Source organism: Aminobacter aganoensis, assembly GCF_014206975.1.
GTDB classification, from domain to species: domain Bacteria; phylum Pseudomonadota; class Alphaproteobacteria; order Rhizobiales; family Rhizobiaceae; genus Aminobacter; species Aminobacter aganoensis.
The window spans coordinates 59,852-86,531 of sequence record NZ_JACHOU010000011.1; the positions used below are offsets into that span (position 1 = coordinate 59,852).

Genomic DNA, 26,680 nt, shown 5'->3' on the forward strand with positions numbered 1-26,680 from the left:
TTACTGCGTCCCGGTCGCGTCTTCGGCGAGCTTCTTGAGCACGGCTTCGCTGGCCGGCTCGGCCTTCACCTCGTCGCCTTCCTTGACCAGATCCTGGCCGGCGATGATGATCTGTGCCGCGGCCGGAATGCCGCCGAGCACCAGCCCCTTCTGCGTGTCGTCGACAAGGTCGATCGGATAGAAGACCACCTTGGAGGCGGCGTCGATGGCGCGGATGCCGAGGTCGCCGTTTTCGCTCAGCGTCACCACCGAGCGCGGCAGCATCACCGCGTCCACCGGCTTGGCGCGCACGGTGATTTCGGCGGTCATGCCAGCGGGTATGGCGCCATCGGCGTTCGGGATGGCGATTTCAACCGGGAAGGTGCGGGTCTGGGACGTGGCGTCACGGCTGATGTAGCGCACCTTGCCCGTCACGACCTCGCCGTTGACCAGCTTGACTTCCGCCTCGTCGCCGATCTTGACGTAGCGCAGGTCGCGCTCGCTGATCTCGCCCTTGGCGAGGATCGGATCGAGGCTGAGGATCGTCGCCACTTCGCCGCCCTGGACGACCGACGAACCGAGCTCGACAGCGACACGGTCGACGACGCCGTCGAAAGGCGCCTTGATCTGGTTGCGCGACAGTTCGGCTTCGGCTGCCTGCAACTGCGACAGCGCGGTCTGGTAATTGGACCATGCGCCGTCGGCCTGCAGCTTGGCCACCGAACCGGCCTTCATCAGCTTCTGGGTCGCTTCCCATTCGGCCTTGCGCTGAGCGAGCACGGCCTTCGCCGTCTCGGCAGCCGCGGCCTTTTCCTCGGCGTCGAGCATCAGGACGAGATCGCCCTGCTTGATGTGGTCGCCCTGCCTGACCGGCAGTTCGGCGATGATGCCGGCGGCGCGCGTCGCCAGCGTCGCGCGCTTGTCGGCTTCGGTCTGGCCGGAGACGCGAATGGCGCGAGCATGGTCAAGGCGCGGCGGTGCCACCACCATCACGGTGCGCAGCGGTGCCTTGGGCTGTTCGGCCTGAGCCGGCTTTTCGTCAGGGGATGTCTGGGCGCTGCCTACCGACGAGAATTCGCCGGTGCCCATCCAGGCGGCGAATGCGACGAGCACGACCAAGGCTGCAAGCTTATGGAACCTAATCTTCGACATTGTCGTTTTCCGTTAAGGACGGCTACGGCTCACCGCCATCTTGCTTGGCGCGTCGTCCCGATATGGTAGCGCGCAATGCCGCATTCAATCCGCCACGGGGGCAAAGGGGCGGAAGGGCGTCTTCTACATCAAATGTGCATCGCAAAATAGTGATAAAAAGTAATGGAAATATCATCCTGACAAAACTGGCAGGATATGTCAGCACGCTGCGGTTGTTGCTGCCGAAAGCCCGCTTTTCGCGGCCTAGTTGTGTTTCCTGACGGCTGCCGGCCTCGTTCTTGTGGCCAGGAATTCACGCACGCGTCGGCCGACGGAGGGGCCGCGGAGCGGTTTGAAACCATCGTCGAGCTGCCCGGACAGGTCGAGCGTGGGGTGCTTGCCGACCGAATCAAAGTTGTCTTCGAGCCAGTCGCTGGCAGCGGTGCGGCCGAGGTCGCGCAGATATTCGAGGAACGCCCATTCGGCATTGATCTTGGACGAAGCCGACAGGTCCTTGAACGCCTCGTCGGCATCGATCCGGTGCATGCGGATGTCGCGGAATTCACCTTCCGGCAGGCGCCTGGCGGCGATCAGTTCCTTGACGAAGGCGATCGCCCGGAATTCGCGCAGCAGGCCGGCGTTGAAGGTGATCTCGTCGATGCGGTTCTGAATCTCGTTGGCGGTCTTGGGCGCCGCCTCGCGGACCACCGGGTTGATCTGGACCAGCAGCACGTCGTCGCTGTCGTTGGCCTTGAAGAACGGATAGATCGCCGGGTTGCCGCCGTAGCCGCCATCCCAGTAGGGCACGCCATTGATCTCGACGGCCTGGAAGATCTGCGGCAGGCAGGCCGATGCCATGACGGTGTCGAGGTCTATCTCGCCGTCGCTGAAGACGCGCAACTGGCCGGTCTCGACGTTGGTGGCCGAGATGAACAGGTCGATCGCCTTGCAGGCCCGCACGTTGCCAAAATCGATCTCCTGGGCAACGACGTCGCGCAGCGGGTTGAGGTTCAACGGGTTGGCGACATAGGGCGACAACACGCGCGACATGGTGTCGAACCAGATGTAGCCGGGCGTGTTCTCGACAGACCAGTTGCCCCACAACATGTCCCAGGGCGAGCGCTGGACCGGGCTGAAGCGACCCTTGCGAGCCACCGCGCGCCAGAAGTCGGCAAGCTTGGCGCGGGCGCCGTCGGCGCCGCCGCGCACCCAGCCGTCGGCTAGGGCCACCGCGTTCATCGCACCTGCGCTGGTGCCCGACACCGCCTTGATGTCGAGCCGTCCGTCTTCCAGCAGGCGATCGAGAACGCCCCAGGAAAAGGCCCCGTGCGAGCCGCCGCCCTGCAGGGCGACATTGATCGGCTTCTTCTCCTCCGCCTTGCCGTTTCCAGCCATGGCGGCCTGTTCCTTGCTGCCCGTCACTGCGCTGTCCAGCCGCCGTCCACGGAGATGTGGGTACCGTTTACCTGGGCTGCCGCCGGCGAGGCGAGGAAGACGGCCGTCGCGGCGATCTGCTCCACGGTGGCGAACTCCTTGGTCGGCTGGCGGTCGAGCATGACCTCGCGGATCACCGTCTCGCGGTCCATGTTGTGCGCCTTCATCTGGTCCGGGATCTGGACCTCGACCAGAGGGGTGAGCACATAGCCGGGGCAGATGGCGTTGCAGGTGATCTTCTCCCGCGCGACTTCGAGCGCGACGGTCTTGGTCAGGCCCATGATGCCGTGCTTGGCTGAGACGTAGGCCGACTTGTAGGCCGAGGCGACAAGGCCGTGGGCGGAGGCGACGTTGATAATGCGGCCGCCGCCGGCCTTCTTCATCAGGGGGATCGCTGCGGCAGTCGTGTGGAATGCCGAGGTCAGGTTGATGGCGATGATCGCATCCCATTTTTCACTCGGGAATTCGTCGACCGGCGCGACATGCTGGATGCCGGCATTGTTGACCAGAACGTCGACGGAGCCGAAGCGTTCGGCTGCCTTGGCGACGAGGTCGCGGCACTCCGCACCCTTGGACATGTCGGCCTTGATGTAGACGACAGCAGCCTTGTGTTCCTTGGCGAGCTTTTCCGCCAGCGCGTGGTCGGCTGGCGTATCCGAGAAGGAGTTGAGGACGACGTTCAAGCCGTCCCTGGCGAAAGCCTCGGCAATGGCGAGGCCGATGCCGGAGGTCGAGCCGGTGACGATGGCGGTTCTGGTCGTGGTCATGTCGAATGGGTCCTTCCGGAATGCCTATATTGCGATGCAACATATACGTGCTGTGCGGCGCAATAAAAGCATTGCCGCAGCACGGTTTCGTGAAATTGCGGGACGAGCGGCCCTTGGAACCCTACCAGTCGTCGTAGGCGGGGCACTCGGCCTGAGGCATTTTCGACAGCAGGAAACGGTTGTCGTCCGCGCCCGGCGTCAGCTCGAACGCATCGGCCTCATCCTCGCCGCAGTCGAGCGTCATGCGCAGGCGTCCCATTGCCTCGAGATCGACCAGCACCTTGTCGGCGCCGCTTCGCTTAACGATCACGCCGCCTCCGTCGCAGTCGACGCCACAGAAGATCGACTTGCCGTCCTTTGTCGCCCTGCATTCACCCATGGCGGTCAGGGGCCTGCCCTGTTGCGCGTCGCGCAGCTTGGCCAGAAGCTGGAAGTAGTAGTTGCGCTGGCCCTTGGGCGCGAACTCGTCCGGATCGTGTATGTAGTAGGCGATGTGGAACTGCATTTCCGTCACCTGCTGCTTCGGGTGGCTCTTCAGATGCGCGGCATCGTAGACACGGCTGAAGCAGGCGCGGGCGCCCGCCTGAGGCGGAATGAAATTGGCAAGCTCGCCCTCCTTGCCGGGCTCGATGGCCTGGGCAAGGGCCTGTCCGGCGACAAACAGGCCCACCGCAAGGGCGAGCGACAGTGCGGGTCCGCGAAGCATCATCGGCATGGCATCCCCCAATGGAATGGCCCATCATAGCCCAATCGCCGTTGCTGTTAAGCCGGTCGGCGAGGTCGAACCGGTCCTCCATGTTCGTTGACAAGGACAGTGCTGTTGGCCACTCATCGCGCCATGACCGACCAGAGCTACAGCGACCTGCGCCTTGCTTCCGTCTATGACGCCCTCAATCCTCCAGGCAGGGATACCGACTTCTATCTCGATGTCGCCGGCGAGAGGCCAAGGACCATTCTCGACATGGGATGCGGTACCGGCCTGCTCGCCGTCGAGTTCGCGCGCCGCGGCCACAAGGTGACCGGTGCCGATCCGGCCGCCGGCATGCTGGCCATCGCCCGTTCGCGACCCGGTGGCGACCTGGTCGACTGGATCGCAAGCGATGCTGCGGGCCTTGTGACGGAAACGCGCTTCGACCTGGTTGTCATGACCGGTCACGTGTTCCAGGTTTTCCTGACCGACGATGCCATCGCTGCGATGCTCGGCAATCTGCGCCGTCATCTCGCGCCGAACGGCCGGCTGGCGTTCGAGACCCGCAATCCGGCGGCGCGCGAATGGCAAGAATGGACGGCTGCGGAAACGTCCAAGCAGGTGGAGGTCGATGGCCTCGGGGCAGTGGCCGTGCACTATGACGTGACCTCGGTCGAAGGCCAGCTCGTCCGTTACGAGACGCATTTCGGATTTGCCGATGGCGACAGGGTGGTGACGCCGAGCATGCTGCGTTTCATCGAGCGCGACCAACTCGCGCAAGCGCTTGCCGGTGCAGGTTTCGCAAACGTCGACTGGTATGGCGATTGGGATCGCTCGCCCCTACATGCCGACAGCCCCGAAATCATCGTGATCGCAGGCTAGACAGCGTCGCCCTTGGCGGGCGCGACCTCCTGCGATATTGACATCGCAACCAGCGCGCGCCACCTCAGGCGCTGATACCTCGAGCTTAAAAAGGCCGTCCGATGACCGGCTACTTTTCTTCTCCGTTCCCCCGCCGCCAGTCGGTCGGTGTCAGCGTCGGCGGCGTGATCGTCGGCGGCGAGGCACCCGTCGTCGTGCAGTCGATGACCAACACCGACACCGCCGACATCGACAAGACTGTCGCGCAGGTGGCCGCCCTGCACCGCGCCGGCTCCGAGATCGTGCGCATCACCGTCGACCGCGACGAGAGCGCTGCCGCCGTGCCGCACATCCGCGACAGGCTGGCCCGCCTCGGCATCGACGTGCCGCTGGTCGGCGACTTCCACTACATCGGCCACAAGCTCCTGGCCGATCATCCGGCTTGTGCCGAGGCGCTTGCGAAATACCGCATCAATCCGGGCAATGTCGGCTTCAAGGACAAGAAGGACAAGCAGTTCGCCGACATCGTCGAGATGGCGATCCGCCACGACAAGCCGGTGCGCATCGGCGTCAACTGGGGTTCGCTCGACCAGGACCTCTTGACCAGGCTGATGGACGAGAACCAGGAAAAGGGTTCTCCGCTCACCGCCAACCAGGTGATGCGCGAGGCGATCGTGCAGTCGGCGCTGATCTCGGCCGATCTCGCCGAGGAAATCGGCTTGCCGCGCGACAAGATCATCCTGTCGGCCAAGGTCAGCCAGGTGCAGGACCTGATCGCCGTCTACACCATGCTTGCCGCCCGTTCTGACCATGCGCTGCATCTCGGCCTGACCGAGGCCGGCATGGGCTCCAAGGGTATCGTCGCCTCTTCGGCGGCCATGGGCATCCTCTTGCAGCAGGGCATCGGCGACACCATCCGCATCTCGCTGACGCCCGAGCCGAACGGCGACCGCACCCGCGAGGTGCAGGTGTCGCAGGAACTGCTCCAGACGATGGGCTTCCGCCAGTTCGTGCCGATCGTGGCGGCCTGCCCGGGCTGCGGGCGCACCACTTCGACCGTGTTCCAGGAACTGGCGCAGACCATCCAGGAAGACTTGCGCAAGAACATGCCGGTGTGGCGCGAGAAATACCCCGGCGTCGAGGAACTCAAGGTCGCGGTAATGGGCTGCATCGTCAACGGGCCCGGCGAATCCAAGCATGCCGACATCGGCATCTCGCTGCCCGGCACCGGCGAGACGCCATCCGCGCCCGTCTTCATCGACGGCAAGAAGGCGGCGACGCTGCGCGGGCCGTCGATCGCCGCCGATTTCGAGAAGATGGTTGCCGACTACATCGACCGGCGCTTCGGCGGCGGCAGGGCAGCCGCCGAATAGCGATGCGGAGCCTGGTGGGGACAGCGCTGGCTTTCCTCGTCACCGTGGCCCTGTGCGCGCCAACGCTCGCCGACCCGCCGCGCTCGCGCAAGAAGGATCATGTCGCCCGCGTCTGCGACCTGATCGACACCCATGCCAAGCGCCATGGCTTGCCCAGCGAATTCTTCGCCCGGCTGATCTGGAAGGAAAGCCGCTTCGATCCAAACGCGGTCAGTCCGGCCGGCGCTGAGGGCATTGCCCAGTTCATGCCCGGCACCGCCCGCATGCGCGGCCTGGCAAATCCGTTCGACATGGACCAGGCGATCCCCGCCTCGGCGCGCTATCTCGGAGAACTCAAGTCGGGCTTCGGCAATCTCGGACTGGCGGCCGCGGCCTACAATGCGGGGGAAAACCGCGTCACCCGCTGGCTGGCGTCGGGCGGTTTCCTGCCGCTCGAAACCGAGGACTACGTGCTCGACATCATGGGGGAGCCGGCAGACAATTTTTCGGACAAGACCTATGCCGGCACCAACCGGCCGCTCGATTCGAAAATGGCGTTCCTCGTCGCCTGCCGCAATTTGCCGGTCATCATGTCGGCAACGGTGGCCATGGCGAACGTGCATGTGAAGCCCTGGGGCATCCAGGTCGCCGGCAATTTCCGGCGCTCGGCCGCCATCAAGCAGTGGCAGCGCCTCGAAAGGCGCTTCCCGGCGCTGCTTTCGTCACATGATCCCGTCGTCAGCCGGGTGCGGACGCCGATCGGCCGCCGCGGCATCTATACTGTCCGCATCGGCGCCGACGATCGCGGCGAGGCCGCGGTCATTTGCCAGAAGCTGCGCGGCGCCGGCGGTTCCTGCCTCGTCGTCAGGAACCGCTGAAGCGCGTCACGCGGCTGATGGCGTTCGCTCGGTGGCGAGCAGACGATGATGAATGACGGCCGCATCGTTTTCCTGGCGGAGTTTTGCCACCAGGCCGGGCTCGCGCAGCATCCGAGCGATCCTCGACAGCAGATTGAGATATTCCGGCGGTGCTGCTTCCGGCAAAAGCAGGAGTAGGACGATATCGACGTCCTGGTCGTCGATGGCCTCGAAATCGCAGGGCGTTGCCAGCCGGACAAAGGCTCCGAACGGTCGCTGCAGGCCGCGCAGCTTTGCATGCGGAATGGCAATGCCCTGTCCCAGTCCGGTGGAGCCGAGCTTTTCGCGTGACGACAGCGCTGTGGTGATTTCGGCGGCGCTGACGCCGGTGCGCGCTGCGGCGTGCCGGGCCATTTCCTTGAGGAGCCTCGTCTTGCCCTCGGCCTGAAGGCCAAGAATGACGTCGTCGGGCTGCAGGACGTCGGAGATATTCATGGCCGGCGGTCAGCTGGACAGCATGGCAGCCAGCGCCAGTGCGCCGAGCAGCACGCCGGTGACGAAGAACAGGCGGGTGAACATGAAAGGCTCGGTCTGGCCGGTGACGGGCTTGGCCTGTGGCCTGGTCGTGTCGGCAATGTCGGAGCTGGCGAACCTGTCTGGAATGTGGGTGCGAAGCATCTCGGTCTTCCCTTGTTGCTTGCGCCGGCGCGGCAGGAATTGCCGACGTCCGGGCATGCTCAGGAAGCTAGAAGCCGCAGCATCAGGATTCGAGAGAGGCCAACGCCCCAAGAAATAGGAAAGTCATATAGGCGCGGCAGCCCACGCCGGTCGATCTGCTCGTCAGGCCGACTGCACAAGCTCGGCGCTCTCGCTCAGCCAGGTGCCGATCTTGGCGCCGAGCTTGTCCGGGGACACCGGCTTGGGCAGGTAGTCGTCCATGCCGGCGTCGAGGCATTTCTCGCGGTCGCCCTTCAGCGCATGGGCGGTCACGCCGATGATCGGCGTGCGGGTGCCGTTGGCCGCTTCCTCGGCGCGGATGGCGCGTGTCGCCTCGTAGCCGTTCAACTCCGGCATCGAGACATCCATCAGGATCAGCTTCGGCTTGAAGGTACGGTACATCTCCACCGCCGTGCGGCCGTTGCCGGCGATGCGGTGGCTGAGGCCCAGGCCGGAGAGGATCTGGCCGAAGACCAGCTGGTTGACCTCGTTGTCCTCGGCCACCAGCACGTCGAGCCCGCCATTCTGCAGTGGTGTCGGTTCGGGCTGGGTGAGCGGCGCCGGCGCCGGGCCGCGGATGACGGTGAAGGCCGGCGGCGCCTGGCGGATGGGTTCGCGCACGAACTCGGTGCGGCCCGCCTGCGAGCGCGCCTTCTGCACCGCGGCAATTACCGTGCCGAGCAGCACGGCCGAGCGCGCCGGCTTGGTCAAATGCGCGGCGATCCCGAAATCGAGCACCATGCGGCCAAAATCGACCTGGTCGACCGAGGTCAGCAGCACCACGGGAATGGAGGCCGTGCGGCTGTCTGCGGCGATCGCCTTGGCGACGTCGGCGCCGTTCATGCCCGGCATCTGGTAATCGAGAATGATGCAATCGACGCTGGCGCCGAGCTGGGCGGCACGGTCGAGAAAAGCAAGGCCGATGGCGCCGCTTTCGGCGGCGGCGCAGTCGAAGCCCCAGCTCTTGAGCTGCTCGAGCAGGATCTCGCGATTGACCGGGTTGTCGTCGATGACCAGCACGCGTGCGCCGGTGACATCGACAGGCACGCCACTGCTCGCCTGCTGCGCCTCGTAGAGCGGCAGCAGGGCGGTGAACCAGAATACCGAGCCCTTGCCGAGCTCGCTCTCGACGCCGATATGGCCGCTCATCAGGTCGACGAGGCGGGCGGCGATGGCAAGGCCGAGGCCGGTGCCTTCGTGGCGGCGGGTCGAACTGCCGTCGACCTGGGCGAACTTCTCGAACACGCTCTGCAGCTTGTCGGCGGGAATGCCGATGCCGGTGTCTTCGACGCGCACCTTCAGCGCCACCGTTTCGCCGACAAGTTCGCCGGAGACGTCGACCAGGACGTGACCGCGCTCGGTGAACTTCACCGCGTTGCCGACCATGTTGGTGATGATCTGCCGGAAGCGGCCGACGTCGCCTGTCACATGCGTCGGCAGGCCGGGGTCGATGCGGACGATGAGTTCGAGGTTCTTCTCTGCGACGCGCGCCGAGATCAGTGTCGCGACGTCCTCGACCGCTTCGCCGAGATGGAACGGGGCGGGGTCGAGCGTCAGCTGGCCGGCGTTGATCTTGGAGAAGTCGAGCACGTCGTTGATGATGGTGAGCAGCGCGTTGCCCGACTTGACGATGACATCGGTGAAGGTCCTCTGTCGCGGGGTCAGGTCGGTTCGCGCCAGCAGTTCGGCCATGCCGAGAACGCCGTTCATCGGCGTGCGAATCTCGTGGCTCATGTTGGCGAGGAATTCCGACTTGGCGCGGTCGGCGGCCTCCGCCTTCGACAGCGACTCGGCGCTTTCGGAAAATGCCTTGCGGATGGCGTGTTCCATCGGCCGGAAAACCCAGACCGCGACACCGCCGATGACCAGCATCAGCAGTGCGGCCGCGGTCATCAGCAGCCTGTCGCTGCGGGTCTCGGCAAAGCGGCGTTCCTTTTCCATCGCACCGCTGGCGCGCAGCAGCATCGGCTGGGCGAACAGGTCGTTCTGGTTGCGGATCTCGCGATAGCTCCATTCGTCGGGGCTCTGGGCCGTCGCCAGGGCGCCGAGATTGCTGGCGATATCGCGTGCCGACCAAAACAAGTCGCCATTGACCGAGGCGCTGTCGATCTCGCGCAACGAGCTTTGGGCCAGCCTTGGCCGTACCGCATTGATGGCGCCGGTCAGGCTGTCGATGCCGGCTTCGAGCCGTGCCGCATGGTTGCGCCCGGCAGCCGCCAGCGCGTCGCGGGTTTCGGGGCGCCAGGCAGTGGTCGTGGTTTCGGCGAAGTTGGTGGCGTTGCGCAGGTCGCGGGTGAACGACAGGAGCTCGGTGGCGATGGCATCGACGTCGCGGCGGTACGCGTTGCCCTGGCTGAAGGCCATCATCACGGCCATGGAGGTGAGCGCGAAGATCAGCAGGCCCGAAAGATATCTGATCCGTACCGAACGGATGAACGACGAGTGCTCCGGCATGCGCAACCCCAACACATACGCACAATTTTACAGAGCCGGAATAGACACCATTAACATTAAGAGTTTCTGACCCGCCAAAACCGGGTATTTAAGTAGTTCCTCAAGAACCGTTGCCGGGTCAGCTGTTGCGTTCGGCGACGAAACTTGCTGCGGCCTTGAGCATGATTGCGCGTTCGCCGAAGGGTTCGAGCAAGGCATGAGCCTGACTGACCAGGCCGGACAGCTGCGATCGTGCCCAGTCGGCGCCGTGCAGCGATACCAGCGTCGCCTTGCCTGCGGCAGCATCCTTGCCGGTCGCCTTGCCCATGGTTTCAGCGTCGGCGGTGAGGTCGAGCAGGTCGTCGGCGAGCTGGAAGGCAAGGCCGATCGCCGAGCCGAACTCGGCCAGCCTTTCGCGGTCGGCAATGGATGCGCCGGCAATGATGGCGCCGGCCTCGCAGGCGAAGCGGATCAGCGCGCCGGTCTTCATCGCCTGCAGGCGGATGATGCCGGCTTCGTCGGGCTTGTTGCGCTCGGCGTCGAGGTCGAGCGCCTGGCCGCCGACCATGCCGCCCGGGCCGGCGGCGCGCGCCAGCGCCAGCACCAGCGCTGCCCGGCGTTCCGCCGGCAGCGGCGTGGCCTCGTCGGCGATGATGTCGAAGGCATGTGTCAACAGGCCGTCGCCGGCCAGGATGGCGGTCGCCTCGTCGAAGGCCTTGTGCACTGTCGGCAGGCCACGGCGCAGGTCGTCGTCGTCCATCGCCGGCAGGTCGTCGTGGATCAGCGAGTAGCAGTGCACGCATTCGAGCGCGGTTGCGACGCGAAGTGCCGCCTCAGCGTCGGCGTCGAACAGCGCCGCACTCTCCATCACCAGGAATGGCCTCAGCCGCTTGCCGCCATTGAGTGCGCCGTGGCGCATGGCGGCCATCAGATGTCCGGGCCGCGCGATCTCGCCGGGCAGGATGCGTTCGTCGAGCAGAAGCCGGAGCTCGGCCGCGACGGCGTCGGCGCGTATGCGAAGGGCGGTTTCGAACAGGATATGGCTGTCGTTCGTCATGGCGGCGAGCGGTAGCCGACAGTCAGACGTTGCGCAAGAAGCCAAGCGCCTTTATGCCGAAAGGCTGAGAGGCAAGGGCGGACGGGTTGGCGGAACCGATCATAGAGCCGGAAACCGAAAGGCTGGACATGGCAGCTGCACGACGCGGGATCTTCTCGCGTGGAGGCCTGCGCCGCTGGGTGCGGCTCGGCGTGCTGACCGTTGCCATCATGGCCGCGCTGCCGGTCGTGCTGACCGTCCTCTACATGCCGCCCGTCGTTCGTCCTATCTCCACCTTGATGATCAAGGACCTCGTCACCCTCCAAGGGTACGACCGGCAATGGGTGGCGCTCGACGACATCGCGCCGGTGCTGGCGCATTCGGTCATCATGTCGGAGGACGGGCAGTTCTGCAGCCATCGCGGCGTCGACCTGGGCGAACTCAAGGGCGTCATCAGCGATGCCCTGGACGGCGAGGCGACCCGCGGTGCCTCGACCATTCCGATGCAGACGGTGAAGAACCTGTTCCTGTGGAACGGCCGCTCCTTCCTGCGCAAGGTGGTCGAGCTGCCGCTGGCGATCTATTTCGACGCGCTGGTGCCGAAGCGGCGCATCATGGAGATCTATCTCAACATCGCCGAATGGGGACCCAACATCTATGGCATCGAGGCCGCCTCGCAGCACTACTTCGGCAAGCCGGCGAGCGAGCTTTCCCGCCGCCAGGCGGCGCTGCTTGCGGTGACCTTGCCCAATCCCGCGGCACGCAACCCGGCCAAGCCCGGCCCCGGACTGCGGCGACTGGCGACGGTCATCGAGCGCCGGGCCGGCAAGGCCGGCGCCTATGTCCAGTGCCTGAACTAGGATGACGCAGGCCGGGACCGAAAAAAGAGTCGCTTCGGGCTGGTCAAGTTCCGTCTCGCCGTGTATAGCCTCGCCAACTTTCTCAGATTCCGGCCCCGGATGCGGCCCTTTCACGAGGGCGGTCGGGGTCATTTGACCGATTGGTGGAGTATTTCCATGGCTGTTCCGAAACGAAAAACCTCCCCGTCCAAGCGCGGCATGCGCCGCTCGGCCGACGCGCTCAAGGCCCCGACTTATGTCGAGGACAAGAATTCCGGCGAGATGCGCCGCCCGCATCACATCGACCTGAAGACCGGCATGTACCGCGGTCGCCAGGTTCTGACGCCGAAGGAAAGCTGAGACAGCTTTCCCCGGGAAAAGCCAAACCGCTTTTCCCCAGCACGCCTATCAAGAAAGGACCGGCTCGAGCCGGTCCTTTCTTTTTGCGTGTCCGGACGGTGCTGAAATCTCTTGACGCCAAGGCGTTCGGGGATTCTAGAAGATGCCGGCGCAACGCGGAGACTGGTCCATGCTCGCGGGCATTCCTCTTCTGATCATCCCTTTCATCCTGTTCAACGTCGGCCTCGCCGGCCTGTTCGGCAGCGGCGTCAATGGCGATCCGTGGGCGGGGGAGATCCTGTCGCTCAACATGATGTCTGGCGGCGTCTTCACGCTGACGCTGGGCAACCTGCTGGTCGTCGTCGGATTGCTGCTGCTGTTCGTCGAGATCGTCAAGTCGACGCGCACGACCAACGCGTCGGTGGTCGACCATCTGCTGTCGACCTTCGTCTTCGTCGCGTTCCTGGTCGAGTTCCTGCTGGTGCGCGGGGCCGCGCACCCGGTGTTCTTCACCCTGATGGTCATCGCGTTGCTGGATGTGCTGGCGGGCTTCTCGGTTTCCCTTCGTTCCGCCGGTCGCGACGTCACTTTCGGTCGCGAGTAGAGGCGCGCCCCCATGGGGGACGCGCGTGAGGTCAGACTTTCGCGACGAAGCCGGCGCTTTCGATGCCGGCCATCGCGGCCAGTTCGTCATTGTCCGACGTATCGCCCGAAATGCCGACCGCGCCGAGCACGGCGCCATCCCTGTTGCGGATGAGCACGCCGCCCGGTACCGGCACGATCTTGCCGCCTGAGACGGCAGAAAGCCCCTGGAAGAAATGCGGCCGCTCGACGGCGGCGACGCCGAGTGCACGCGAGCTCGACCCTACTGCCAGCGCGCCATAAGCTTTGCCCGAGGCGACTTCGGCGCGGATGAACGGAGAGCCGTCCTGGCGCTGGAAGGCCAGCAGGTGGCCGCCGGCGTCAAGCACGGCGATGCCGAGCGGCTTGAAGTTGTTCTTGCCGCCCAGTTCGAACGCGGTGGCGATGATGGCGTTGGCCTTGGCCAGCGTCAGTTCGGTCATTTGCAGGGTCCTCCATTGTTGAGCGCCTAGCAAACACGCTTGGACGGCCGAGCAAAACCCTGCGTCAGGTTGAAAATCTCTCGCCCAAAGGGTAGGGGCCGGGCGCGGCTTGAAACGTCCGGCGGGCGTTCGATCCGCCAAGGCGGTCCGGGTGTCATCCCATCGAGTCGATCTTGCGCTGCATCGCGGCAAGCTGTTCCTTGAGCTCCTTCAGCTCGTCCGGCTTTTCCGGTGCGTCTTTCTTGGCGGGTTCGGCGGGAGCGGGGCCGGCGCCTTGAGCGGGGAAGGGCGTGAACATGCGCATCGCGTTCTGGAACAATTCCATGTTGCGGCGCGTCTGCTCCTCGAGCGCCTTCATCGGGGCCGCGCCCTTCATCACGTCCATCGGCGTCTTGCCGAAGGTCGACTTCATCTGCTCGCGGAAACGCTCCTGTTCCTTCGAGAAGGCAAGCATCGACTGTTCGAGGAAGCTCGGCACGACCATCTGCATCTGGTCGCCGTAGAAAGAGATCAACTGCCGCAAGAACGGGATCGGCAGCATGTTCTGGCCGTCCTTGTTCTCCAGTTCGAAGATGATCTGCGTCAGTACAGGATGGGTGATGTCTTCGCCGGTCTTGGCATCCTGTACTGTGAATTCTTCGCCCTTCTTGACCATCTCGGCCAAGTCTTCGAGCGTCACATAAGTACTCGTGCCAGTGTTGTAGAGCCGCCGGTTGGCGTATTTCTTTATGACGATTGGCGCATCTTTAGCAGGCATCAGCATCCTCCCCCGGAAGACCGGTATGCCATGTAAGCAGCCGGTAACATTTCGCCGGTGATGAGGATAAGCGCAAAGCAACGGCAAATCCAAGTAATTTGTGCAGTGCAAGAACCCCGAACCGACCCAAGCCGGCAAAAAAATGCTGCGCAGCATTTTCTGAAACGCGGCCGCAGCATGCGTCGGCAGGCGATTTTCCGGTTTGACTCGGGTCCTGGAACGGGCAAGAAAAGTCGTGAGCGCCAATGTTTTCGACGCGCATAAACCATTTCGCCTCACGAAGTCTGGAGAGAAACATGTCCGCCTCGTCCTCCATCGTCGTCGCCAGCGCCGCCCGTACGCCGGTCGGCTCTTTCAACGGTGCCTTCGCCAACACCCCGGCGCACGAATTGGGCGCCATCGCCGTCAGGGAAGTTCTGGCCCGGGCCGGCGTCGACCCCAAGGAGGTTGACGAAGTCATCCTCGGGCAGATCCTTTCTGCCGGTGTCGGCCAGAACCCGGCCCGCCAGGCGGCCATGGCTGCAGGCGTGCCGCAGGAAGCGACCGCCTGGGGCCTCAACCAGCTTTGCGGTTCCGGCCTGCGCACTATCGCCATCGGCATGCAGCAGATCGCCGTGGGCGACGCCAAGATCATCGTCGCCGGCGGCCAGGAATCGATGTCCATGGCACCGCACTGCCAGCACTTGCGTGGCGGCGTGAAGATGGGCGACTTCAAGATGATCGATACGATGATCAAGGACGGCCTGACCGACGCCTTCTACGGCTACCACATGGGCAACACCGCCGAGAACGTCGCCCGCCAGTGGCAGCTGACGCGCGACGAGCAGGACCAGTTCGCGGTCGCCTCGCAGAACAAGGCCGAAGCCGCCCAGAAGGCCGGCCGTTTTGCCGACGAGATCGTGCCCGTCACCATCAAGGGCAAGAAGGGCGACACCATCGTCGACCAGGACGAATACATCCGCCATGGCGCGACGCTGGATTCGATTGCCAAGCTGCGCCCGGCCTTCGACAAGGAAGGCACCGTCACCGCCGGCAACGCATCCGGCATCAATGACGGCGCTGCCGCGGTCGTGCTGATGACCGAGGCAGAAGCCGTACGCCGCGGCCTGACCCCGCTGGTCCGCATCGTCTCGTGGGCAACCGCCGGCGTCGACCCGCAGATCATGGGCACGGGCCCTATCCCGGCTTCGCGCAAGGCGCTCGAAAAGGCCGGCTGGTCGGTCGGCGACCTCGACCTCGTCGAGGCCAACGAGGCGTTCGCGGCGCAGGCCTGCGCGGTCAACAAGGACATGGGCTGGGATCCGGCGATCGTCAACGTCAATGGCGGCGCCATCGCCATCGGCCATCCGGTCGGCGCTTCCGGTGCCCGCGTCTTCAACACGCTGGTCCATGAAATGCGGCGACGCAGCGCGAAAAAGGGTCTCGCGACCCTGTGCATCGGCGGCGGCATGGGCGTCGCGATGTGCGTCGAGGCGATGTAACTCGGAAAACAAGACAAGGGCGGCCAATGTGCCGCCCTTTTTGCCTCTAAAGCCTGGCGTGAAGGCAGGCTACAAAGCAGCAGAAAAGGGGAATCGCATGAGCAAGGTTGCACTCGTCACGGGCGGATCGCGCGGCATCGGTGCTGCGATTTCGGTCGCGCTGAAGAACGCAGGCTACAAGGTTGCCGCCAACTATGCCGGCAACGACGAGGCCGCGCAGAAGTTCAAGGCCGAGACGGGCATCCCGGTCTACAAATGGTCGGTCGCCGACTACGACGCCTGCGAAGCCGGCATAAAGCAGGTCGAGGCCGATCTCGGCCCGGTTTCGGTGCTGGTCAACAATGCCGGCATCACGCGCGACTCGATGTTTCACAAGATGACGCGCGAGCAGTGGAAGGAGGTCATCGACACCAACCTGAACGGTGCCTTCAACATGACCCATCCATTGTGGAGCGGCATGCGCGACCGCAAGTTCGGCCGCGTCATCACCATCTCCTCGATCAACGGCCAGAAGGGCCAGGCCGGCCAGGCCAACTACTCCGCGTCGAAAGCCGGCGACATCGGCTTCACCAAGGCGCTGGCCCAGGAAGGCGCACGCGCCGGCATCACCGTCAACGTCATCTGCCCCGGCTACATCGCAACCGAAATGGTCATGGCGGTTCCCGAGAAGGTGCGTGAATCGATCATCGCCCAGATTCCGGTCGGCCGTCTCGGCGAGCCGGAGGAGATCGCGCGTTGCGTGGTGTTCCTGGCCTCCGAAGAGTCTGGCTTCGTCACCGGCGCGACGCTGTCGGCCAATGGCGGCCAGTATTTCGTCTGATCGGCGGCTTCTATCCGACAAAGAAAACGGCGCCGCGAGGCGCCGTTTCCGTTCTTGGCGATGGGTGGGCTACTTGTCGCCGAATAATGACTTGTGGGCGATGCCGGCAATGGCTGCGCCGACGATCGGGGCGACCCAGAACAGCCAGAGCTGCTGCAGGGCGACGCCGCCGACGAACAGCGCCGGGCCGGTCGAACGCGCCGGATTGACCGACGTGTTGGTGACCGGGATCGAGATCAGGTGGATCAGCGTCAGGGCGAGGCCGATGGCGATCGGTGCAAAGCCGGCCGGAACGCGCTCGCTGGTCGAACCGAGGATGATCATCAGGAACATGAAGGTCAGCACGACCTCGATGATCAACGCAGAGGACAGGCCGAATTTGCCCGGCGAGGCGTCGCCATAGCCGTTGGTGGCAAAGCCGCCGATGCCGGCGAAATCAGCCTTGCCGCTGACGATGAGGTACAGCACCGTCGAAGCCGCGACCGCGCCGATCAGCTGGGCGATGACGTAGGGGACCAGGTCCTTGGCTTCGAAACGCCCGGCCATCATCAGGCCGACCGAGACAGCTGGATTGAAATGCCCCCCGGAAATGCCGCCGACCGCATAGGCCATGGTCAGCACCGTAAGGCCGAACGCCAACGCAACGCCGGAGAAACCGATACCCAGTTCGGGGAACGCTGCAGCCAGGACAGCGCTGCCGCAGCCCCCGAAGACGAGCCAGAATGTGCCGAGGAATTCGGCGAACAGACGTTTGGACATGATATTCCCTCCGATATCGTGCGCCTGCGTGGTGCGCCGCATTTTCCGGAGGCCCCGCCTGGGCATCCCCCGCCGCGCAGACTCAACTCCGCAATGGAGACACGCTCCGCTCCCAGGTGCAACGGGTGTGGTTCCCCTAACGTAATGCAATCACAGGTATTTTCGCTGAAGCACGGGTGTGCCGGGATGGCACGCAAAGGTTAATGCGGCGATCGAGGTGCTGTGGAGTGTTCTGTGCACAGGCTGTGGATAATAGGTGGAGAAACTGACCCGGCACTACATCTAGTGGTGAACAAACCGGGAAATCTGCCCGGACAGTGATTCGTCGCCTGTTCGTTCCGCATTTGGTTCAAATCTTAACGAAATGCCGTTTCCGGCAGCTCCGGCCGTTAATCCGCCGGTAGGAAACGTCAACAAATTCATTATTTTGCACTCGGTTGACGCGCAGCTATCTTCGCTTGGCCGGCAAAGGTTAACGGAGGGGTGGCGAAAGCAGGAAACGGGCCACTTTAGAGATTCTGCATGTGGTGCGGCTTGCAGGGCCGGCATCAATATGTTGGGGTGAACAAAACCTGAATCAGCTGGAGTCAGTGATTCGTCGCTGATTCGTTCCAGACTCGTTCCAACTCTTAAATCTGGAACATTCCGCTTTCGCTTCGGCTTGCAAATCCCTATGTGTCCACTCGTCGCGACAGGCGGCGCAACGCCGGGCTGTCCCGGCGCCGAGGGCAGTTCCAGTATGAATGTTCACTCCAGGCAGAACGACCCGCTGATCCTGTCAGGCCGCGATGTCACGGCGGTTCTGGGGCCAACCAATACCGGCAAGACCCATCTCGCCATCGAGCGCATGGTCGCGCATGAAAGCGGCATCATCGGCCTGCCGCTAAGGCTGCTCGCCCGCGAGGTCTATGGCCGGCTCTGCGAGAAGGTCGGCGCCCACAAGGTGGCGCTGGTCACCGGCGAAGAGAAGATCCTGCCTGCCGGCGCCAGGTATTCGGTCTGCACCGTCGAGGCCATGCCGCGCCAGACGGATGCCGCCTTCGTCGCCATCGACGAGGTCCAGCTTGCCGGCGACCTCGAGCGCGGCCACATCTTCACGGACCGCATCCTGCATCTGCGCGGCAAGCAGGAAACGCTGCTGCTCGGTGCCGCCACCATGCACGGCATCCTGCAGAAGCTGTTGAAGGGTGTGTCGGTGGTCACCCGGCCACGGCTGTCGCATCTCGCCTATGCCGGTTCCAAGAAGCTGACGCGGCTGCCGCGGCGCTCGGCCATCGTCGCCTTCTCCGCCGACGAGGTTTACGGCATCGCCGAGCTCATCCGCCGGCAGCAGGGTGGTGCAGCGGTGGTGCTCGGCGCGCTCAGCCCGCGCACCCGTAATGCCCAGGTCGAGCTCTACCAGAACGGCGACGTCGACTACCTGATCGCCACCGATGCCATCGGCATGGGCCTCAATCTCGATGTCGACCACGTCGCCTTTGCCCAGAACCGCAAGTTCGACGGCTACCAGTATCGGCAGCTCACCGCCGCCGAGCTCGGCCAGATCGCCGGTCGCGCCGGGCGCCATTTGCGCGACGGCACCTTCGGCGTCACCGGCCAGGTCGATCCGTTCGAGGACGAACTGATCGAAAAGATCGAGGGTCATGACTTCGAGCCGGTCAAGGTGCTGCAGTGGCGCACGGCAAGTTTCGATTTCGCCAGCCTCGATACGCTCAAGCGCTCGATCGACACCGTGGCGCCGGTCGAGGGCCTGACGCGTGCGTTGCCGGCTGTCGACGCCCAGGCGCTCGACCATCTGTCGCGCGATGAAAACATCCGGTCGCTCGCAACCAACCGCGAGCGTGTCGCCCTGTTGTGGGAAACCTGCGCGCTGCCCGACTACCGCAGGATCGCACCGGCCCAGCATGCCGACCTGATCGCTTCGATGTATGACGATCTCGCCCGGCGCGGCCATGTCGACGAGACCTACATGGCCGAACAGGTGCGCCGTGCCGATTCCACCGAGGGCGACATCGACACGCTTTCACATCGGATCGCACAGATCCGGACCTGGACATTCGTCTCAAACCGCCCTGGCTGGCTTGCCGATCCGGCACACTGGCAAGAAAAAACGCGCGACATCGAAGACAGATTGTCGGATGCACTGCATGAGCGGTTGACGAAACGCTTTGTAGACCGCAGGACTTCCGTCCTCATGCGCCGCCTTAGAGAAAACACTATGCTTGAAGCCGAAATCAGCCCGTCCGGAACCGTCCTCGTCGAGGGCCACCATGTCGGCGAACTGCAAGGGTTCCGTTTCACCGCCGACCAGAGCGCGGGCGGAGAAGACGCCAAGGCCGTGCGCACGGCAGCGCAGAAGGCGCTTGCAACCGAATTCGACACACGCGCCGAACGTTTCGCGACGTCGCCCAATGGTGACATCGCGCTTGGCTCGGACGGCGTGCTGCGCTGGATCGGCGCGCCCATCGGCACGCTGGTCGAAGGCGAGGATGCGCTGAAGCCGCGCGTCGTGCTGTTGGCCGACGAACAGCTGACCGGCCCGTCCCGCGACAAGGTCGCCGCGCGCGCCGAGCGCTTCGTCAATTTCCAGGTCGAGTCCCTGCTCAAGCCGCTGGTCGATCTCAAGGCTGCGGAGCAGCTGTCCGGCATCGGCCGTGGCATCGCCTTCCAGCTGGTCGAGAATTTCGGCCTGATCAATCGCCGCGACATCGCCGAAGACGTGAAGTCGCTCGACCAGGAAGGCCGCGCCGCGCTTCGCCGTCTTGGTGCGCGCTTCGGCGCCTATCACGTCTTTGTCCCGGCACTGATCAAGCCCGCGCCCGCCGGTCTGGTGACGCTGCTGTGGGCGCTCAAGAACGACGGCAAGGACAAGCCGGGCTTCGGCGATGTCGTCCATGCGCTGGCTGCTGGCCGCACCTCGGTGGTCATCGACCAGGCCTTCGACAAGACGTTCTACAAGCTTGCCGGCTTCCGCAACCTCGGCCGCCGCGCCGTGCGTGTCGACATCCTCGAGCGTCTCGCCGACCTCATCCGCCCGGCGCTTGCCTGGAAGCAGGGCACCGGCGCCCGGCCTGAGGGCGCCTATGACGGCAGCGCGTTCATCGTCACGCCGCAGATGATGTCAATCCTCGGCGCCACCGGCGACGACATGGAAGAAATCCTCAAGGGCCTCGGTTATCGCGCCGAACCCAAGCCGGCTGTCGAGGTCAAGGAAAAGCTCGAAACGATCGACACCGCCGCGCGCGAAGCTGCAGCGCAGGCGATGGCCGCCAAGGCCGCAGTGGCGGCAGCAACCGACAGCGGCGAAGCCACCGAGGTTTCGACGGAAGCCTTTGCCGAAGCCGCCGCCGATGCCGTGCAGGCTTCGGATGCCGGACAGGCACCGGAAGCCATTGCCGAACAGGTCGAGGACGTTGCCGAGTCCGTTGCCGAAGTGGTGGCTGAGCCAGCGGCGGAAGCCGATGCGGCAGCCGAGCCCGAGGCGGCCACTGCCGACGCCCCGGTGGTTGCAGACGCGCCGGTCGAAGCCCCAGTCGCTGCCGAGGCACCGGCCGAGGTCGCTGCCGGGGAAGCATCCGAACCCGCGGAAGAGCCCAAGCCCATCCTGCTGTGGCGCCAGGGCCGCTTCGAGCAGCGTCCGCGCCATCGCCAGGACAACCGTCCGCGTGGCGGGCAGCGCGAACCGCGCGCAGCCGGCGCTCCGGCGGGCCGTCAGGGCGAGGGCAACCGTGGACGCGAAGGTGGCGAAGGCCGCGATGGCGGTCGTCCGCGCTTCGATCGCAAGCCCGGCGGCAAGCCGCAGGGCGAGCGCCACGAGAATCGTGGCCGCGGTGAGCGCCCGCAGGGCGAGAAGCATGGGGGCGACCGCAATGGCTTCAAGGGCAAGCCGGCGTTCCAGCAAAAGCCACGCGAAGAGCGTCCGGTGCGCATCGATCCCGATTCGCCCTTTGCCAAGCTCGCCGCGCTGCGCGACCAGCTCAAGAAGTAGCTCCTTTGGCCGGCGAGGGAAGACAGCGCATCGACAAGTGGCTGTTCTTCTCGCGCGCGGTCAAATCGCGTTCGCTTGCAGCCAAGCTGGTGCAGGGTGGCGGTGTTAGGAACAACGGCCAGAAGCTCGGCCAGGCTTCGGACATCGTCAAGTCGGGCGACGTGCTGACCATCACGCTCGACCGTCGCATCCTGGTCTACAAGATTCTGCTTCCTGGCGAGCGGCGCGGGCCGGCTGAAGAGGCTCGCAAGCTCTACGAGGACCTGTCGCCCGTTCCGACACCGAAGGACCAGGCGCCGCCCGATGCCCTGCCGCCAGTGCGCGAGGCCGGAAGCGGACGCCCGACCAAGAAGGAAAGGCGGGCCACCGACCGGCTGCGCAGCGAGTGACGCAAAGCCGCGGAAGGCTCCGCCCTCACATTGAGAATTACGTTCCGCCAAGCGCCGCCCGCGCGGAATAGCCGCCCTTGCAAGACCCCTTTAAAGGGGATACCTCACCGAAAGATATGAAATACGGGAAGTCCCGGAGCCTGCCTCATGACCTACGTCGTCACCGACAATTGCATCAAGTGCAAGTACACCGACTGCGTCGAGGTGTGTCCGGTCGACTGTTTCTATGAAGGCGAGAACATGCTCGTCATCCATCCCGACGAATGTATCGACTGCGGCGTCTGCGAGCCCGAGTGCCCGGCGGATGCGATCAAGCCCGACACCGAGCCGGGGCTCGACAAATGGCTGAAGATCAACACCGAATACGCCAGCAAGTGGCCGAACCTGACCGTCAAGAAAGACGAGCTGCCCGAAGCCAAGGAATTCGACGGCGTTGAAGGCAAGTTCGAGCAATACTTCTCCGAGGCGCCCGGCGAAGGCAACTGAAAGCTGCCATACCAGCTCACTGCATCGTGGCTTTGCGCGTCGCCGGCTGCACTTGACGCCGTGCGCTCTTCGCGCATGCAGCAAAACCTTGATTCTTCCGACTTTTTGTGTTAGAGCTAGATCAACATGCCGATGACACAACGTCGATCTATGGCGCGAAGCCTAAATCACTGAAAGGTGACAGCCCCAATTCGGACCAGAGTAATCTGGGCCGGAGGCCGCTGCTTTAGCGGTTTACCGGTTCAAGCTCTCCCGGTTGGGGATCGATTGTCGTGCGGCACAAGGTCGCGTTTGCCGACCATCCTCGTTCAGCCGGCCTCGGCGGGCCGGTGTTACAAGAAGGAGTTCAGGGCGTATGGCAACTTCCATCCCGCAGAAGAAATCCGCAGCGCGTCACGGTTTCAAGACCGGCGAGTACATTGTCTACCCGGCGCATGGCGTCGGCCAGATCGTCTCCATCGACGAGCAGGAAGTGGCGGGACACAAGCTTGAGCTGTTCGTGATCGATTTCCAGAAGGACAAGATGCGCCTGAAGGTGCCGGTCGCCAAGGCGACCTCGATCGGCATGCGCAAGCTCTCCGAGACCGACTATGTCGAGCGTGCCCTGAAGGTCGTGCAGGGCCGTGCCCGCGTCAAGCGCACTATGTGGTCGCGCCGCGCCCAGGAATACGATGCGAAGATCAATTCGGGCGACCTGATCTCGATCTCGGAAGTCGTGCGCGATCTCTACCGTGCCGACAATCAGCCGGAGCAGTCCTATTCCGAGCGCCAGCTCTATGAAGCAGCGCTCGACCGCATGGCGCGCGAACTGGCAGCCGTCAACCGCCTGTCGGAAACCGAAGCCGTTCGCCTGATCGAGGCCAACCTCAACAAGGGTCCGAAGCGCGGCGCCAAGGCCGACAACGAGGAAGCCGACGCCGAGCAGGAAGAAGCAGCCTGATCTGGCATGCCTTCGAGAACTACGAAAAACCCGGCCACTGGCCGGGTTTTTTGTTTCAGGCGGGTGAAGTCACGTCAGCCTTCGCCGCCTTTGCCGTGCTCGTGCTGATGCGTGATCGTCGCGATGAAGCGCTTGGTGCGCTGGTGCGTCGGATTGCCGAACACTTCGCTCGCAGGGCCCTTCTCGACCACCGTTCCGGCCTCGAGGAACACCACCTCGTGGGCGATCTTCGAGGCCAGGCGCAGGTCGTGTGTCGCAATCACCATGGTCGTGCCTTCGCGCGCCAGCTGGCCAAGCACGTCGACCACCTCCTGGGCGAGTTCCGGATCTAGTGCCGAGGTCGGCTCGTCGCACAGCAGCACCTTTGGTGACGGCGCCAACGCGCGTGCTATTGCCACGCGCTGCTGCTGGCCGCCGGACAGCGTTGCGGGCCAGGCATCGACCTTGTGCGCCATGCCGACCTTCTCGAGCAAGGCGAGGGCACGTTCGCGGGCCTTGGCCTCCGGCCATTTCAGCACGGTCACCAGCCCTTCCATGACGTTTTCGATCGCCGTGCGATGCGGGAACAGCTGGAAGTTCTGGAACACCATGCCGGTCTGGCGCCGCAACTGCTGGATGGCCCGTGTCGGAACCTTGACGTCGGGCTTGAATTCGATGGCGTCGTCGCCGACACGCACCGTACCCGAGGTCGGGACCTCCAGCAGATTGATGCAGCGCAAGAGCGTGCTCTTGCCGCCGCCCGAGGGGCCGACGAGCGCGGTGACGCTGCCTTCCTGGATGTCGACCGAGACGTCCTTGATAACGGTGTTGTCGCCGAATTGCTTGACGATGTGCGACAGCCCGATCATGTCCGCGCCTCCAGGAAGCCGCCATATCTGTTGAGCCGCTTTTCGAGCCGGACCTGAAGCGAGGACAGAACCGAGCTCATGGCGAGATAGAGTATCGCGGCCTCGACATAGAGGATCAGCGGCTCATAGGTGGTGGCGACGATGCGTTGCGCCGCCTGGAACATCTCCGGCACGGTGATGGCAGCGGCCAGCGAGGTGTCCTTGACCAGCGAGATGAAGGTATTGGACAGCGGCGGCACCGCCACGCGCGCGGCCTGCGGCAGGATCGTCCGGCGCATTGCCTGGCTCCAGGTCATGCCGATCGAATAGGCGGCCTCCCATTGCCCCTTGGCGACCGAGCTGATGGCAGCGCGGATGATCTCGGAGGAATAGGCGCCGACATTGAGCGTGAAGCCGATCAGTGCCGCCGGAAAGGCGTCGAGCACGATGCCGACGCTGGGCAGGCCGTAGAAGATCAGGAACAATTGCACCAGCAGCGGCGTGCCGCGGATGATCCAGACGTAGAAGCGCACGATCGCCGACAGCCAGGCCGGCCCGAACAGGCGGGCAAGGGCGGCGCCGAGGCCAACCGCCAGGCCAAAGGCGAAGGAGAGAAGCGTCAGCGGCGCGGTGAAAATGAGTGCGGCCCACAACAGGGGGCCGAGCGAGTCCAGCATCAGTTGCAGCCAGTGTGGCAAGATGAACGCTCCCTCCCCACAACAAACGAGCCCGGAAAATCGCAGATTTTCCGGGCAAGTTCATGGGAAAAATGAGAGGTGGAAAAATCATGCCCATCGACCGCGGGTCAGCGCAGCCGATGGGCGATGCGGTTACTGGGAGACGTCGGCGCCGAAGTAGGTTTCGGAGATCTTCTTGTAGGTGCCATCGGCCTTGATCTCGGCCAGTGCCTTGTTGATCGCTTCGACCAGTTCCGGCTCGCCCTTGCGCACGATGACGCCGGAGAAGTCGGCCTTTTCTTCCTCGGCGACGATCTTCACGTCGGCGTCGGGCTTGTTCTTCTTGAAGTCGTAGAACGACAGGCTGTCATTGATGGTGGCGTCGGCGCGGCCGTTCAGCACCAGCTGGATCGACTGGTCGAAGCCATCGGTGCCGACGAGTTCGGCGCCATTGGCCTCGGCGATCTTGCCGAAATTGCTGGTCAGCGACTGGGCCGACTTCTTGCCCTTGAGGTCGGCGAAACCCTTGATGTCCTCGTTCTTGCCGCTGACGATGAGCACGGCCTTGGAGGCGATGTAGGGTTCGGAGAAGTCGTACTTGGCCTTGCGCGCCTCGGTGATGCCGACCTGGTTGATGACGGCGTCATAACGCTTGGCGTCGATGCCGGCGATCAGACCGTCCCACTTGCCTTCGAGGAATTCGGCCTTGACGCCGAGGCGCTTGGCGATCTCCTTGCCGATCTCGACGTCGAAGCCGACCAGGGCGCCCGAGGCGTCGTGATAGGTGAAAGGCGCATAGGTGCCTTCGGTGCCGATCTTGAACACGCCGGCAGCTTTGATCTCATTGAGGTTCTCGCCGGCGTGGCCAGCGCCCACGGCTGCGATCTGGAGCGTTGCGACAACGGCCAGCGATTTCAACCAGTTCATTTCATGCGATCCCGATCTTGGGCCGGCGACGATGGCCGGCGAAGTTGTGATTGGGTCCAATCTCGCAGATGCCGGCGCTCAAGATAAGGAATGAAATTTCAATTATCGATCAATCTCGGAATCTGAATCTACACGCCTGCCTCAAGCCGGGTCGTCGCGGAACATTGTCCGGCATCTTGCGTTAATGACCTTGCGGGGCAGCATCCGCATTCACGGTGCGCCCGGCTTGCTCACGAACAAGGGGCGAAGCATGTATATGGATCGGGCAGGCCTTGCCGGCGAGCAGATGATGCTGAGGGCGGCGTCGCGCGCACCATACCTGGAGCGCGGCGAAGAGCTGGAACTGGCGATCCGCTGGAAAGAGCAGCACGACCAGGATGCGTTGAACCGCATCACCACCGCCCACATGCGTCTCGTCATCGCCATGGCGGTCAAATTCCGGCGCTATGGGCTGCCGATGGGCGATCTCATCCAGGAAGGTCATGTCGGGCTGCTCGAGGCTGCCGCGCGCTTCGATCCGCTGCGTGAAGTGCGCTTTTCGACCTATGCCAGCTGGTGGATTCGCGCATCGATGCAGGACTACATCCTGCGCAACTGGTCAATCGTCAGGGGCGGCACGAGTTCGGCCCAGAAATCGCTTTTCTTCAACCTGCGCCGCATGCGCGCCCGTCTTGCGCAGGGCGGCGGCCCGCTCGGCAACAGTTCGGCATACCAGGAAATCTCCCTCGCGCTCGGCGTGTCGGAGGCGGACGTGGCGATGATGGACATGCGCCTTTCGGTGCCCGACACGTCGCTCAACGCGCCGCTGAGCGACGATGGCGATGGCGGCGAGCGCATGGATCTTTTGGTCTCCGACGATCCGTTGCCGGATGAACTCGTCGGCGATGCGATTGACATCGAACGGCGCTCTGGCTGGCTGCACGATGCGCTCGGGGTGCTCAACGCGCGCGAACTTCAGATCATCGAGGAGCGCCGGCTGAGCGAGGAGGGCGCCACGCTGGAAGAGCTGGGCACGTCGCTCGGCATCTCCAAGGAGCGGGTCCGGCAGATCGAAACCCGCGCCATGGAAAAGCTGAAGTCGGCCTTGGTGCGTCAGAACTCGGCGTTTCTGGCCGCCTAGAGCTTTTCTTCT

Annotated in this window: 28 protein-coding genes; 13 read left to right on the plus strand and 15 right to left on the minus strand. The window is 64.2% G+C overall.

The window, feature by feature from the left end:
- From GGR00_RS19000 to GGR00_RS19015, 4 genes are all read right to left on the minus strand, one after another.
- Window positions 1–1,131 (minus strand): efflux RND transporter periplasmic adaptor subunit, encoded by a 1,131-nt coding sequence (locus tag GGR00_RS19000; protein ID WP_156381205.1) that lies wholly within the window; start codon window positions 1,129–1,131, stop codon window positions 1–3.
- A 243-nt stretch (window positions 1,132–1,374) separates the two neighbouring features.
- Entirely contained in the window at window positions 1,375–2,505 is a 1,131-nt protein-coding gene (locus GGR00_RS19005; protein ID WP_055975455.1) for a patatin-like phospholipase family protein, read from the minus strand.
- A 23-nt stretch (window positions 2,506–2,528) separates the two neighbouring features.
- The gene (locus GGR00_RS19010) at window positions 2,529–3,311 is read right to left on the minus strand and encodes a 3-hydroxybutyrate dehydrogenase (RefSeq protein ID WP_055974698.1); all 783 of its coding nucleotides are present in this window, start codon (window positions 3,309–3,311) and stop codon (window positions 2,529–2,531) included.
- Between the two features lie 121 nt (window positions 3,312–3,432).
- Entirely contained in the window at window positions 3,433–4,026 is a 594-nt protein-coding gene (locus GGR00_RS19015; protein ID WP_055974695.1) for a hypothetical protein, read from the minus strand.
- Window positions 4,027–4,131: 105 nt separating this feature from the next.
- Between GGR00_RS19015 and GGR00_RS19020 the strand changes: the two genes are divergently transcribed.
- The 3 genes from GGR00_RS19020 to GGR00_RS19030 all read left to right on the plus strand — a co-directional run bounded on the left by GGR00_RS19020 (window position 4,132) and on the right by GGR00_RS19030 (window position 7,090).
- On the plus strand, window positions 4,132–4,881 hold the full coding sequence (locus tag GGR00_RS19020) for a class I SAM-dependent methyltransferase (RefSeq protein ID WP_200943450.1): 750 nt from the start codon (window positions 4,132–4,134) through the stop codon (window positions 4,879–4,881).
- A gap of 101 nt (window positions 4,882–4,982) precedes the next feature.
- Entirely contained in the window at window positions 4,983–6,233 is a 1,251-nt protein-coding gene (gene ispG / locus GGR00_RS19025) for a flavodoxin-dependent (E)-4-hydroxy-3-methylbut-2-enyl-diphosphate synthase (RefSeq protein ID WP_055974689.1), read from the plus strand.
- A gap of 2 nt (window positions 6,234–6,235) precedes the next feature.
- A complete protein-coding gene (locus GGR00_RS19030) occupies window positions 6,236–7,090 on the plus strand; it encodes a lytic transglycosylase domain-containing protein (RefSeq protein WP_055974684.1) in 855 nt (284 codons plus the stop codon).
- 6 nt (window positions 7,091–7,096) lie between these two features.
- Here GGR00_RS19030 and GGR00_RS19035 read toward each other — a convergent pair whose 3' ends face one another.
- The 4 genes from GGR00_RS19035 to GGR00_RS19050 form a co-directional block, all read right to left on the minus strand.
- A complete protein-coding gene (locus GGR00_RS19035) occupies window positions 7,097–7,564 on the minus strand; it encodes a PTS sugar transporter subunit IIA (protein ID WP_055974682.1) in 468 nt (155 codons plus the stop codon).
- A gap of 9 nt (window positions 7,565–7,573) precedes the next feature.
- Window positions 7,574–7,747: a hypothetical protein gene (locus GGR00_RS19040; RefSeq protein ID WP_156381204.1), complete on the minus strand. Its 174-nt coding sequence runs from the start codon at window positions 7,745–7,747 to the stop codon at window positions 7,574–7,576.
- 162 nt (window positions 7,748–7,909) lie between these two features.
- On the minus strand, window positions 7,910–10,240 hold the full coding sequence (locus GGR00_RS19045; RefSeq protein WP_055974676.1) for a response regulator: 2,331 nt from the start codon (window positions 10,238–10,240) through the stop codon (window positions 7,910–7,912).
- A gap of 118 nt (window positions 10,241–10,358) precedes the next feature.
- The gene (locus GGR00_RS19050; protein WP_184700397.1) at window positions 10,359–11,276 is read right to left on the minus strand and encodes a polyprenyl synthetase family protein; all 918 of its coding nucleotides are present in this window, start codon (window positions 11,274–11,276) and stop codon (window positions 10,359–10,361) included.
- 128 nt (window positions 11,277–11,404) lie between these two features.
- Here GGR00_RS19050 and mtgA point away from each other — a divergent pair, with 128 nt between their 5' ends.
- The 3 genes from mtgA to GGR00_RS19065 all read left to right on the plus strand — a co-directional run bounded on the left by mtgA (window position 11,405) and on the right by GGR00_RS19065 (window position 13,037).
- Window positions 11,405–12,115 carry a monofunctional biosynthetic peptidoglycan transglycosylase gene (mtgA, locus tag GGR00_RS19055; protein ID WP_055975451.1) on the plus strand — a complete coding sequence of 237 codons (711 nt, stop codon included), beginning with the start codon at window positions 11,405–11,407 and terminating at the stop codon, window positions 12,113–12,115.
- 156 nt (window positions 12,116–12,271) lie between these two features.
- Entirely contained in the window at window positions 12,272–12,454 is a 183-nt protein-coding gene (rpmF, locus tag GGR00_RS19060) for a 50S ribosomal protein L32 (protein WP_008834724.1), read from the plus strand.
- A gap of 169 nt (window positions 12,455–12,623) precedes the next feature.
- Window positions 12,624–13,037: a hypothetical protein gene (locus tag GGR00_RS19065; protein ID WP_055974670.1), complete on the plus strand. Its 414-nt coding sequence runs from the start codon at window positions 12,624–12,626 to the stop codon at window positions 13,035–13,037.
- 31 nt (window positions 13,038–13,068) lie between these two features.
- Here GGR00_RS19065 and GGR00_RS19070 read toward each other — a convergent pair whose 3' ends face one another.
- The 3 genes from GGR00_RS19070 to GGR00_RS19080 form a co-directional block, all read right to left on the minus strand.
- Window positions 13,069–13,497 carry a GlcG/HbpS family heme-binding protein gene (locus GGR00_RS19070; RefSeq protein WP_055974666.1) on the minus strand — a complete coding sequence of 143 codons (429 nt, stop codon included), beginning with the start codon at window positions 13,495–13,497 and terminating at the stop codon, window positions 13,069–13,071.
- A gap of 154 nt (window positions 13,498–13,651) precedes the next feature.
- Window positions 13,652–14,254 carry a polyhydroxyalkanoate synthesis repressor PhaR gene (phaR, locus tag GGR00_RS19075; protein WP_184700398.1) on the minus strand — a complete coding sequence of 201 codons (603 nt, stop codon included), beginning with the start codon at window positions 14,252–14,254 and terminating at the stop codon, window positions 13,652–13,654.
- Complete coding sequence (locus GGR00_RS19080) at window positions 14,244–14,570, minus strand: hypothetical protein (RefSeq protein ID WP_184700399.1); 327 nt, start codon at window positions 14,568–14,570, stop codon at window positions 14,244–14,246. The genes phaR and GGR00_RS19080 overlap by 11 nt, the downstream gene beginning before the upstream one ends.
- On the opposite strand from GGR00_RS19080, the gene GGR00_RS19085 reads away from it, so the two are divergent.
- Both GGR00_RS19085 and phbB read left to right on the plus strand, forming a co-directional pair.
- Window positions 14,551–15,735, plus strand: coding sequence for an acetyl-CoA C-acetyltransferase (locus tag GGR00_RS19085; RefSeq protein WP_184700400.1), 1,185 nt, complete (start codon window positions 14,551–14,553; stop codon window positions 15,733–15,735). The two genes, GGR00_RS19080 and GGR00_RS19085, sit on opposite strands and share 20 nt — an antisense overlap.
- Window positions 15,736–15,832: 97 nt before the next feature.
- Window positions 15,833–16,555: a beta-ketoacyl-ACP reductase gene (gene phbB / locus GGR00_RS19090; protein ID WP_184700401.1), complete on the plus strand. Its 723-nt coding sequence runs from the start codon at window positions 15,833–15,835 to the stop codon at window positions 16,553–16,555.
- 69 nt (window positions 16,556–16,624) lie between these two features.
- On the opposite strand, the gene aqpZ is transcribed toward phbB, so the two are convergent.
- Window positions 16,625–17,314 (minus strand): aquaporin Z, encoded by a 690-nt coding sequence (aqpZ, locus tag GGR00_RS19095; RefSeq protein WP_055974657.1) that lies wholly within the window; start codon window positions 17,312–17,314, stop codon window positions 16,625–16,627.
- A gap of 739 nt (window positions 17,315–18,053) precedes the next feature.
- On the opposite strand from aqpZ, the gene GGR00_RS19100 reads away from it, so the two are divergent.
- From GGR00_RS19100 to GGR00_RS19115, 4 genes are all read left to right on the plus strand, one after another.
- A complete protein-coding gene (locus GGR00_RS19100; protein ID WP_184700402.1) occupies window positions 18,054–21,302 on the plus strand; it encodes a helicase-related protein in 3,249 nt (1,082 codons plus the stop codon).
- Window positions 21,303–21,307: 5 nt separating this feature from the next.
- Entirely contained in the window at window positions 21,308–21,691 is a 384-nt protein-coding gene (locus tag GGR00_RS19105; protein ID WP_055974651.1) for an RNA-binding S4 domain-containing protein, read from the plus strand.
- Window positions 21,692–21,838: 147 nt separating this feature from the next.
- Window positions 21,839–22,177: a ferredoxin FdxA gene (gene fdxA / locus GGR00_RS19110; RefSeq protein ID WP_055974648.1), complete on the plus strand. Its 339-nt coding sequence runs from the start codon at window positions 21,839–21,841 to the stop codon at window positions 22,175–22,177.
- Between the two features lie 355 nt (window positions 22,178–22,532).
- Window positions 22,533–23,117: a CarD family transcriptional regulator gene (locus GGR00_RS19115; protein WP_055974645.1), complete on the plus strand. Its 585-nt coding sequence runs from the start codon at window positions 22,533–22,535 to the stop codon at window positions 23,115–23,117.
- A 74-nt stretch (window positions 23,118–23,191) separates the two neighbouring features.
- Here GGR00_RS19115 and GGR00_RS19120 read toward each other — a convergent pair whose 3' ends face one another.
- From GGR00_RS19120 to GGR00_RS19130, 3 genes are all read right to left on the minus strand, one after another.
- Complete coding sequence (locus tag GGR00_RS19120) at window positions 23,192–23,965, minus strand: amino acid ABC transporter ATP-binding protein (protein WP_055974642.1); 774 nt, start codon at window positions 23,963–23,965, stop codon at window positions 23,192–23,194.
- Complete coding sequence (locus GGR00_RS19125; RefSeq protein WP_055974639.1) at window positions 23,962–24,642, minus strand: amino acid ABC transporter permease; 681 nt, start codon at window positions 24,640–24,642, stop codon at window positions 23,962–23,964. Before GGR00_RS19125 ends, GGR00_RS19120 begins: the two co-directional genes overlap by 4 nt.
- A gap of 132 nt (window positions 24,643–24,774) precedes the next feature.
- Window positions 24,775–25,548: an amino acid ABC transporter substrate-binding protein gene (locus tag GGR00_RS19130; RefSeq protein WP_184700403.1), complete on the minus strand. Its 774-nt coding sequence runs from the start codon at window positions 25,546–25,548 to the stop codon at window positions 24,775–24,777.
- Between the two features lie 250 nt (window positions 25,549–25,798).
- Here GGR00_RS19130 and GGR00_RS19135 point away from each other — a divergent pair, with 250 nt between their 5' ends.
- Window positions 25,799–26,668 (plus strand): RNA polymerase factor sigma-32, encoded by an 870-nt coding sequence (locus GGR00_RS19135; protein ID WP_055974634.1) that lies wholly within the window; start codon window positions 25,799–25,801, stop codon window positions 26,666–26,668.
- The last annotated feature ends 12 nt before the right edge of the window (window positions 26,669–26,680 follow it).

Coding starts and splice junctions, on each gene's coding strand:
- GGR00_RS19000 (WP_156381205.1), bottom strand. CDS start 1,131: ATGTCGAAGATTAGGTTCCATAAGCTTGCAGCCTTGGTCGTGCTCGTC.
- GGR00_RS19005 (WP_055975455.1), bottom strand. CDS start 2,505: ATGGCTGGAAACGGCAAGGCGGAGGAGAAGAAGCCGATCAATGTCGCC.
- GGR00_RS19010 (WP_055974698.1), bottom strand. CDS start 3,311: ATGACCACGACCAGAACCGCCATCGTCACCGGCTCGACCTCCGGCATC.
- GGR00_RS19015 (WP_055974695.1), bottom strand. CDS start 4,026: ATGCCGATGATGCTTCGCGGACCCGCACTGTCGCTCGCCCTTGCGGTG.
- ispG (WP_055974689.1), top strand. CDS start 4,983: ATGACCGGCTACTTTTCTTCTCCGTTCCCCCGCCGCCAGTCGGTCGGT.
- GGR00_RS19030 (WP_055974684.1), top strand. CDS start 6,236: ATGCGGAGCCTGGTGGGGACAGCGCTGGCTTTCCTCGTCACCGTGGCC.
- GGR00_RS19035 (WP_055974682.1), bottom strand. CDS start 7,564: ATGAATATCTCCGACGTCCTGCAGCCCGACGACGTCATTCTTGGCCTT.
- GGR00_RS19040 (WP_156381204.1), bottom strand. CDS start 7,747: ATGCTTCGCACCCACATTCCAGACAGGTTCGCCAGCTCCGACATTGCC.
- GGR00_RS19045 (WP_055974676.1), bottom strand. CDS start 10,240: ATGCCGGAGCACTCGTCGTTCATCCGTTCGGTACGGATCAGATATCTT.
- GGR00_RS19050 (WP_184700397.1), bottom strand. CDS start 11,276: ATGACGAACGACAGCCATATCCTGTTCGAAACCGCCCTTCGCATACGC.
- mtgA (WP_055975451.1), top strand. CDS start 11,405: ATGGCAGCTGCACGACGCGGGATCTTCTCGCGTGGAGGCCTGCGCCGC.
- rpmF (WP_008834724.1), top strand. CDS start 12,272: ATGGCTGTTCCGAAACGAAAAACCTCCCCGTCCAAGCGCGGCATGCGC.
- GGR00_RS19065 (WP_055974670.1), top strand. CDS start 12,624: ATGCTCGCGGGCATTCCTCTTCTGATCATCCCTTTCATCCTGTTCAAC.
- GGR00_RS19070 (WP_055974666.1), bottom strand. CDS start 13,497: ATGACCGAACTGACGCTGGCCAAGGCCAACGCCATCATCGCCACCGCG.
- phaR (WP_184700398.1), bottom strand. CDS start 14,254: ATGCCTGCTAAAGATGCGCCAATCGTCATAAAGAAATACGCCAACCGG.
- GGR00_RS19085 (WP_184700400.1), top strand. CDS start 14,551: ATGTCCGCCTCGTCCTCCATCGTCGTCGCCAGCGCCGCCCGTACGCCG.
- GGR00_RS19080 (WP_184700399.1), bottom strand. CDS start 14,570: ATGGAGGACGAGGCGGACATGTTTCTCTCCAGACTTCGTGAGGCGAAA.
- phbB (WP_184700401.1), top strand. CDS start 15,833: ATGAGCAAGGTTGCACTCGTCACGGGCGGATCGCGCGGCATCGGTGCT.
- aqpZ (WP_055974657.1), bottom strand. CDS start 17,314: ATGTCCAAACGTCTGTTCGCCGAATTCCTCGGCACATTCTGGCTCGTC.
- GGR00_RS19100 (WP_184700402.1), top strand. CDS start 18,054: ATGAATGTTCACTCCAGGCAGAACGACCCGCTGATCCTGTCAGGCCGC.
- fdxA (WP_055974648.1), top strand. CDS start 21,839: ATGACCTACGTCGTCACCGACAATTGCATCAAGTGCAAGTACACCGAC.
- GGR00_RS19115 (WP_055974645.1), top strand. CDS start 22,533: ATGGCAACTTCCATCCCGCAGAAGAAATCCGCAGCGCGTCACGGTTTC.
- GGR00_RS19120 (WP_055974642.1), bottom strand. CDS start 23,965: ATGATCGGGCTGTCGCACATCGTCAAGCAATTCGGCGACAACACCGTT.
- GGR00_RS19130 (WP_184700403.1), bottom strand. CDS start 25,548: ATGAACTGGTTGAAATCGCTGGCCGTTGTCGCAACGCTCCAGATCGCA.
- GGR00_RS19135 (WP_055974634.1), top strand. CDS start 25,799: ATGTATATGGATCGGGCAGGCCTTGCCGGCGAGCAGATGATGCTGAGG.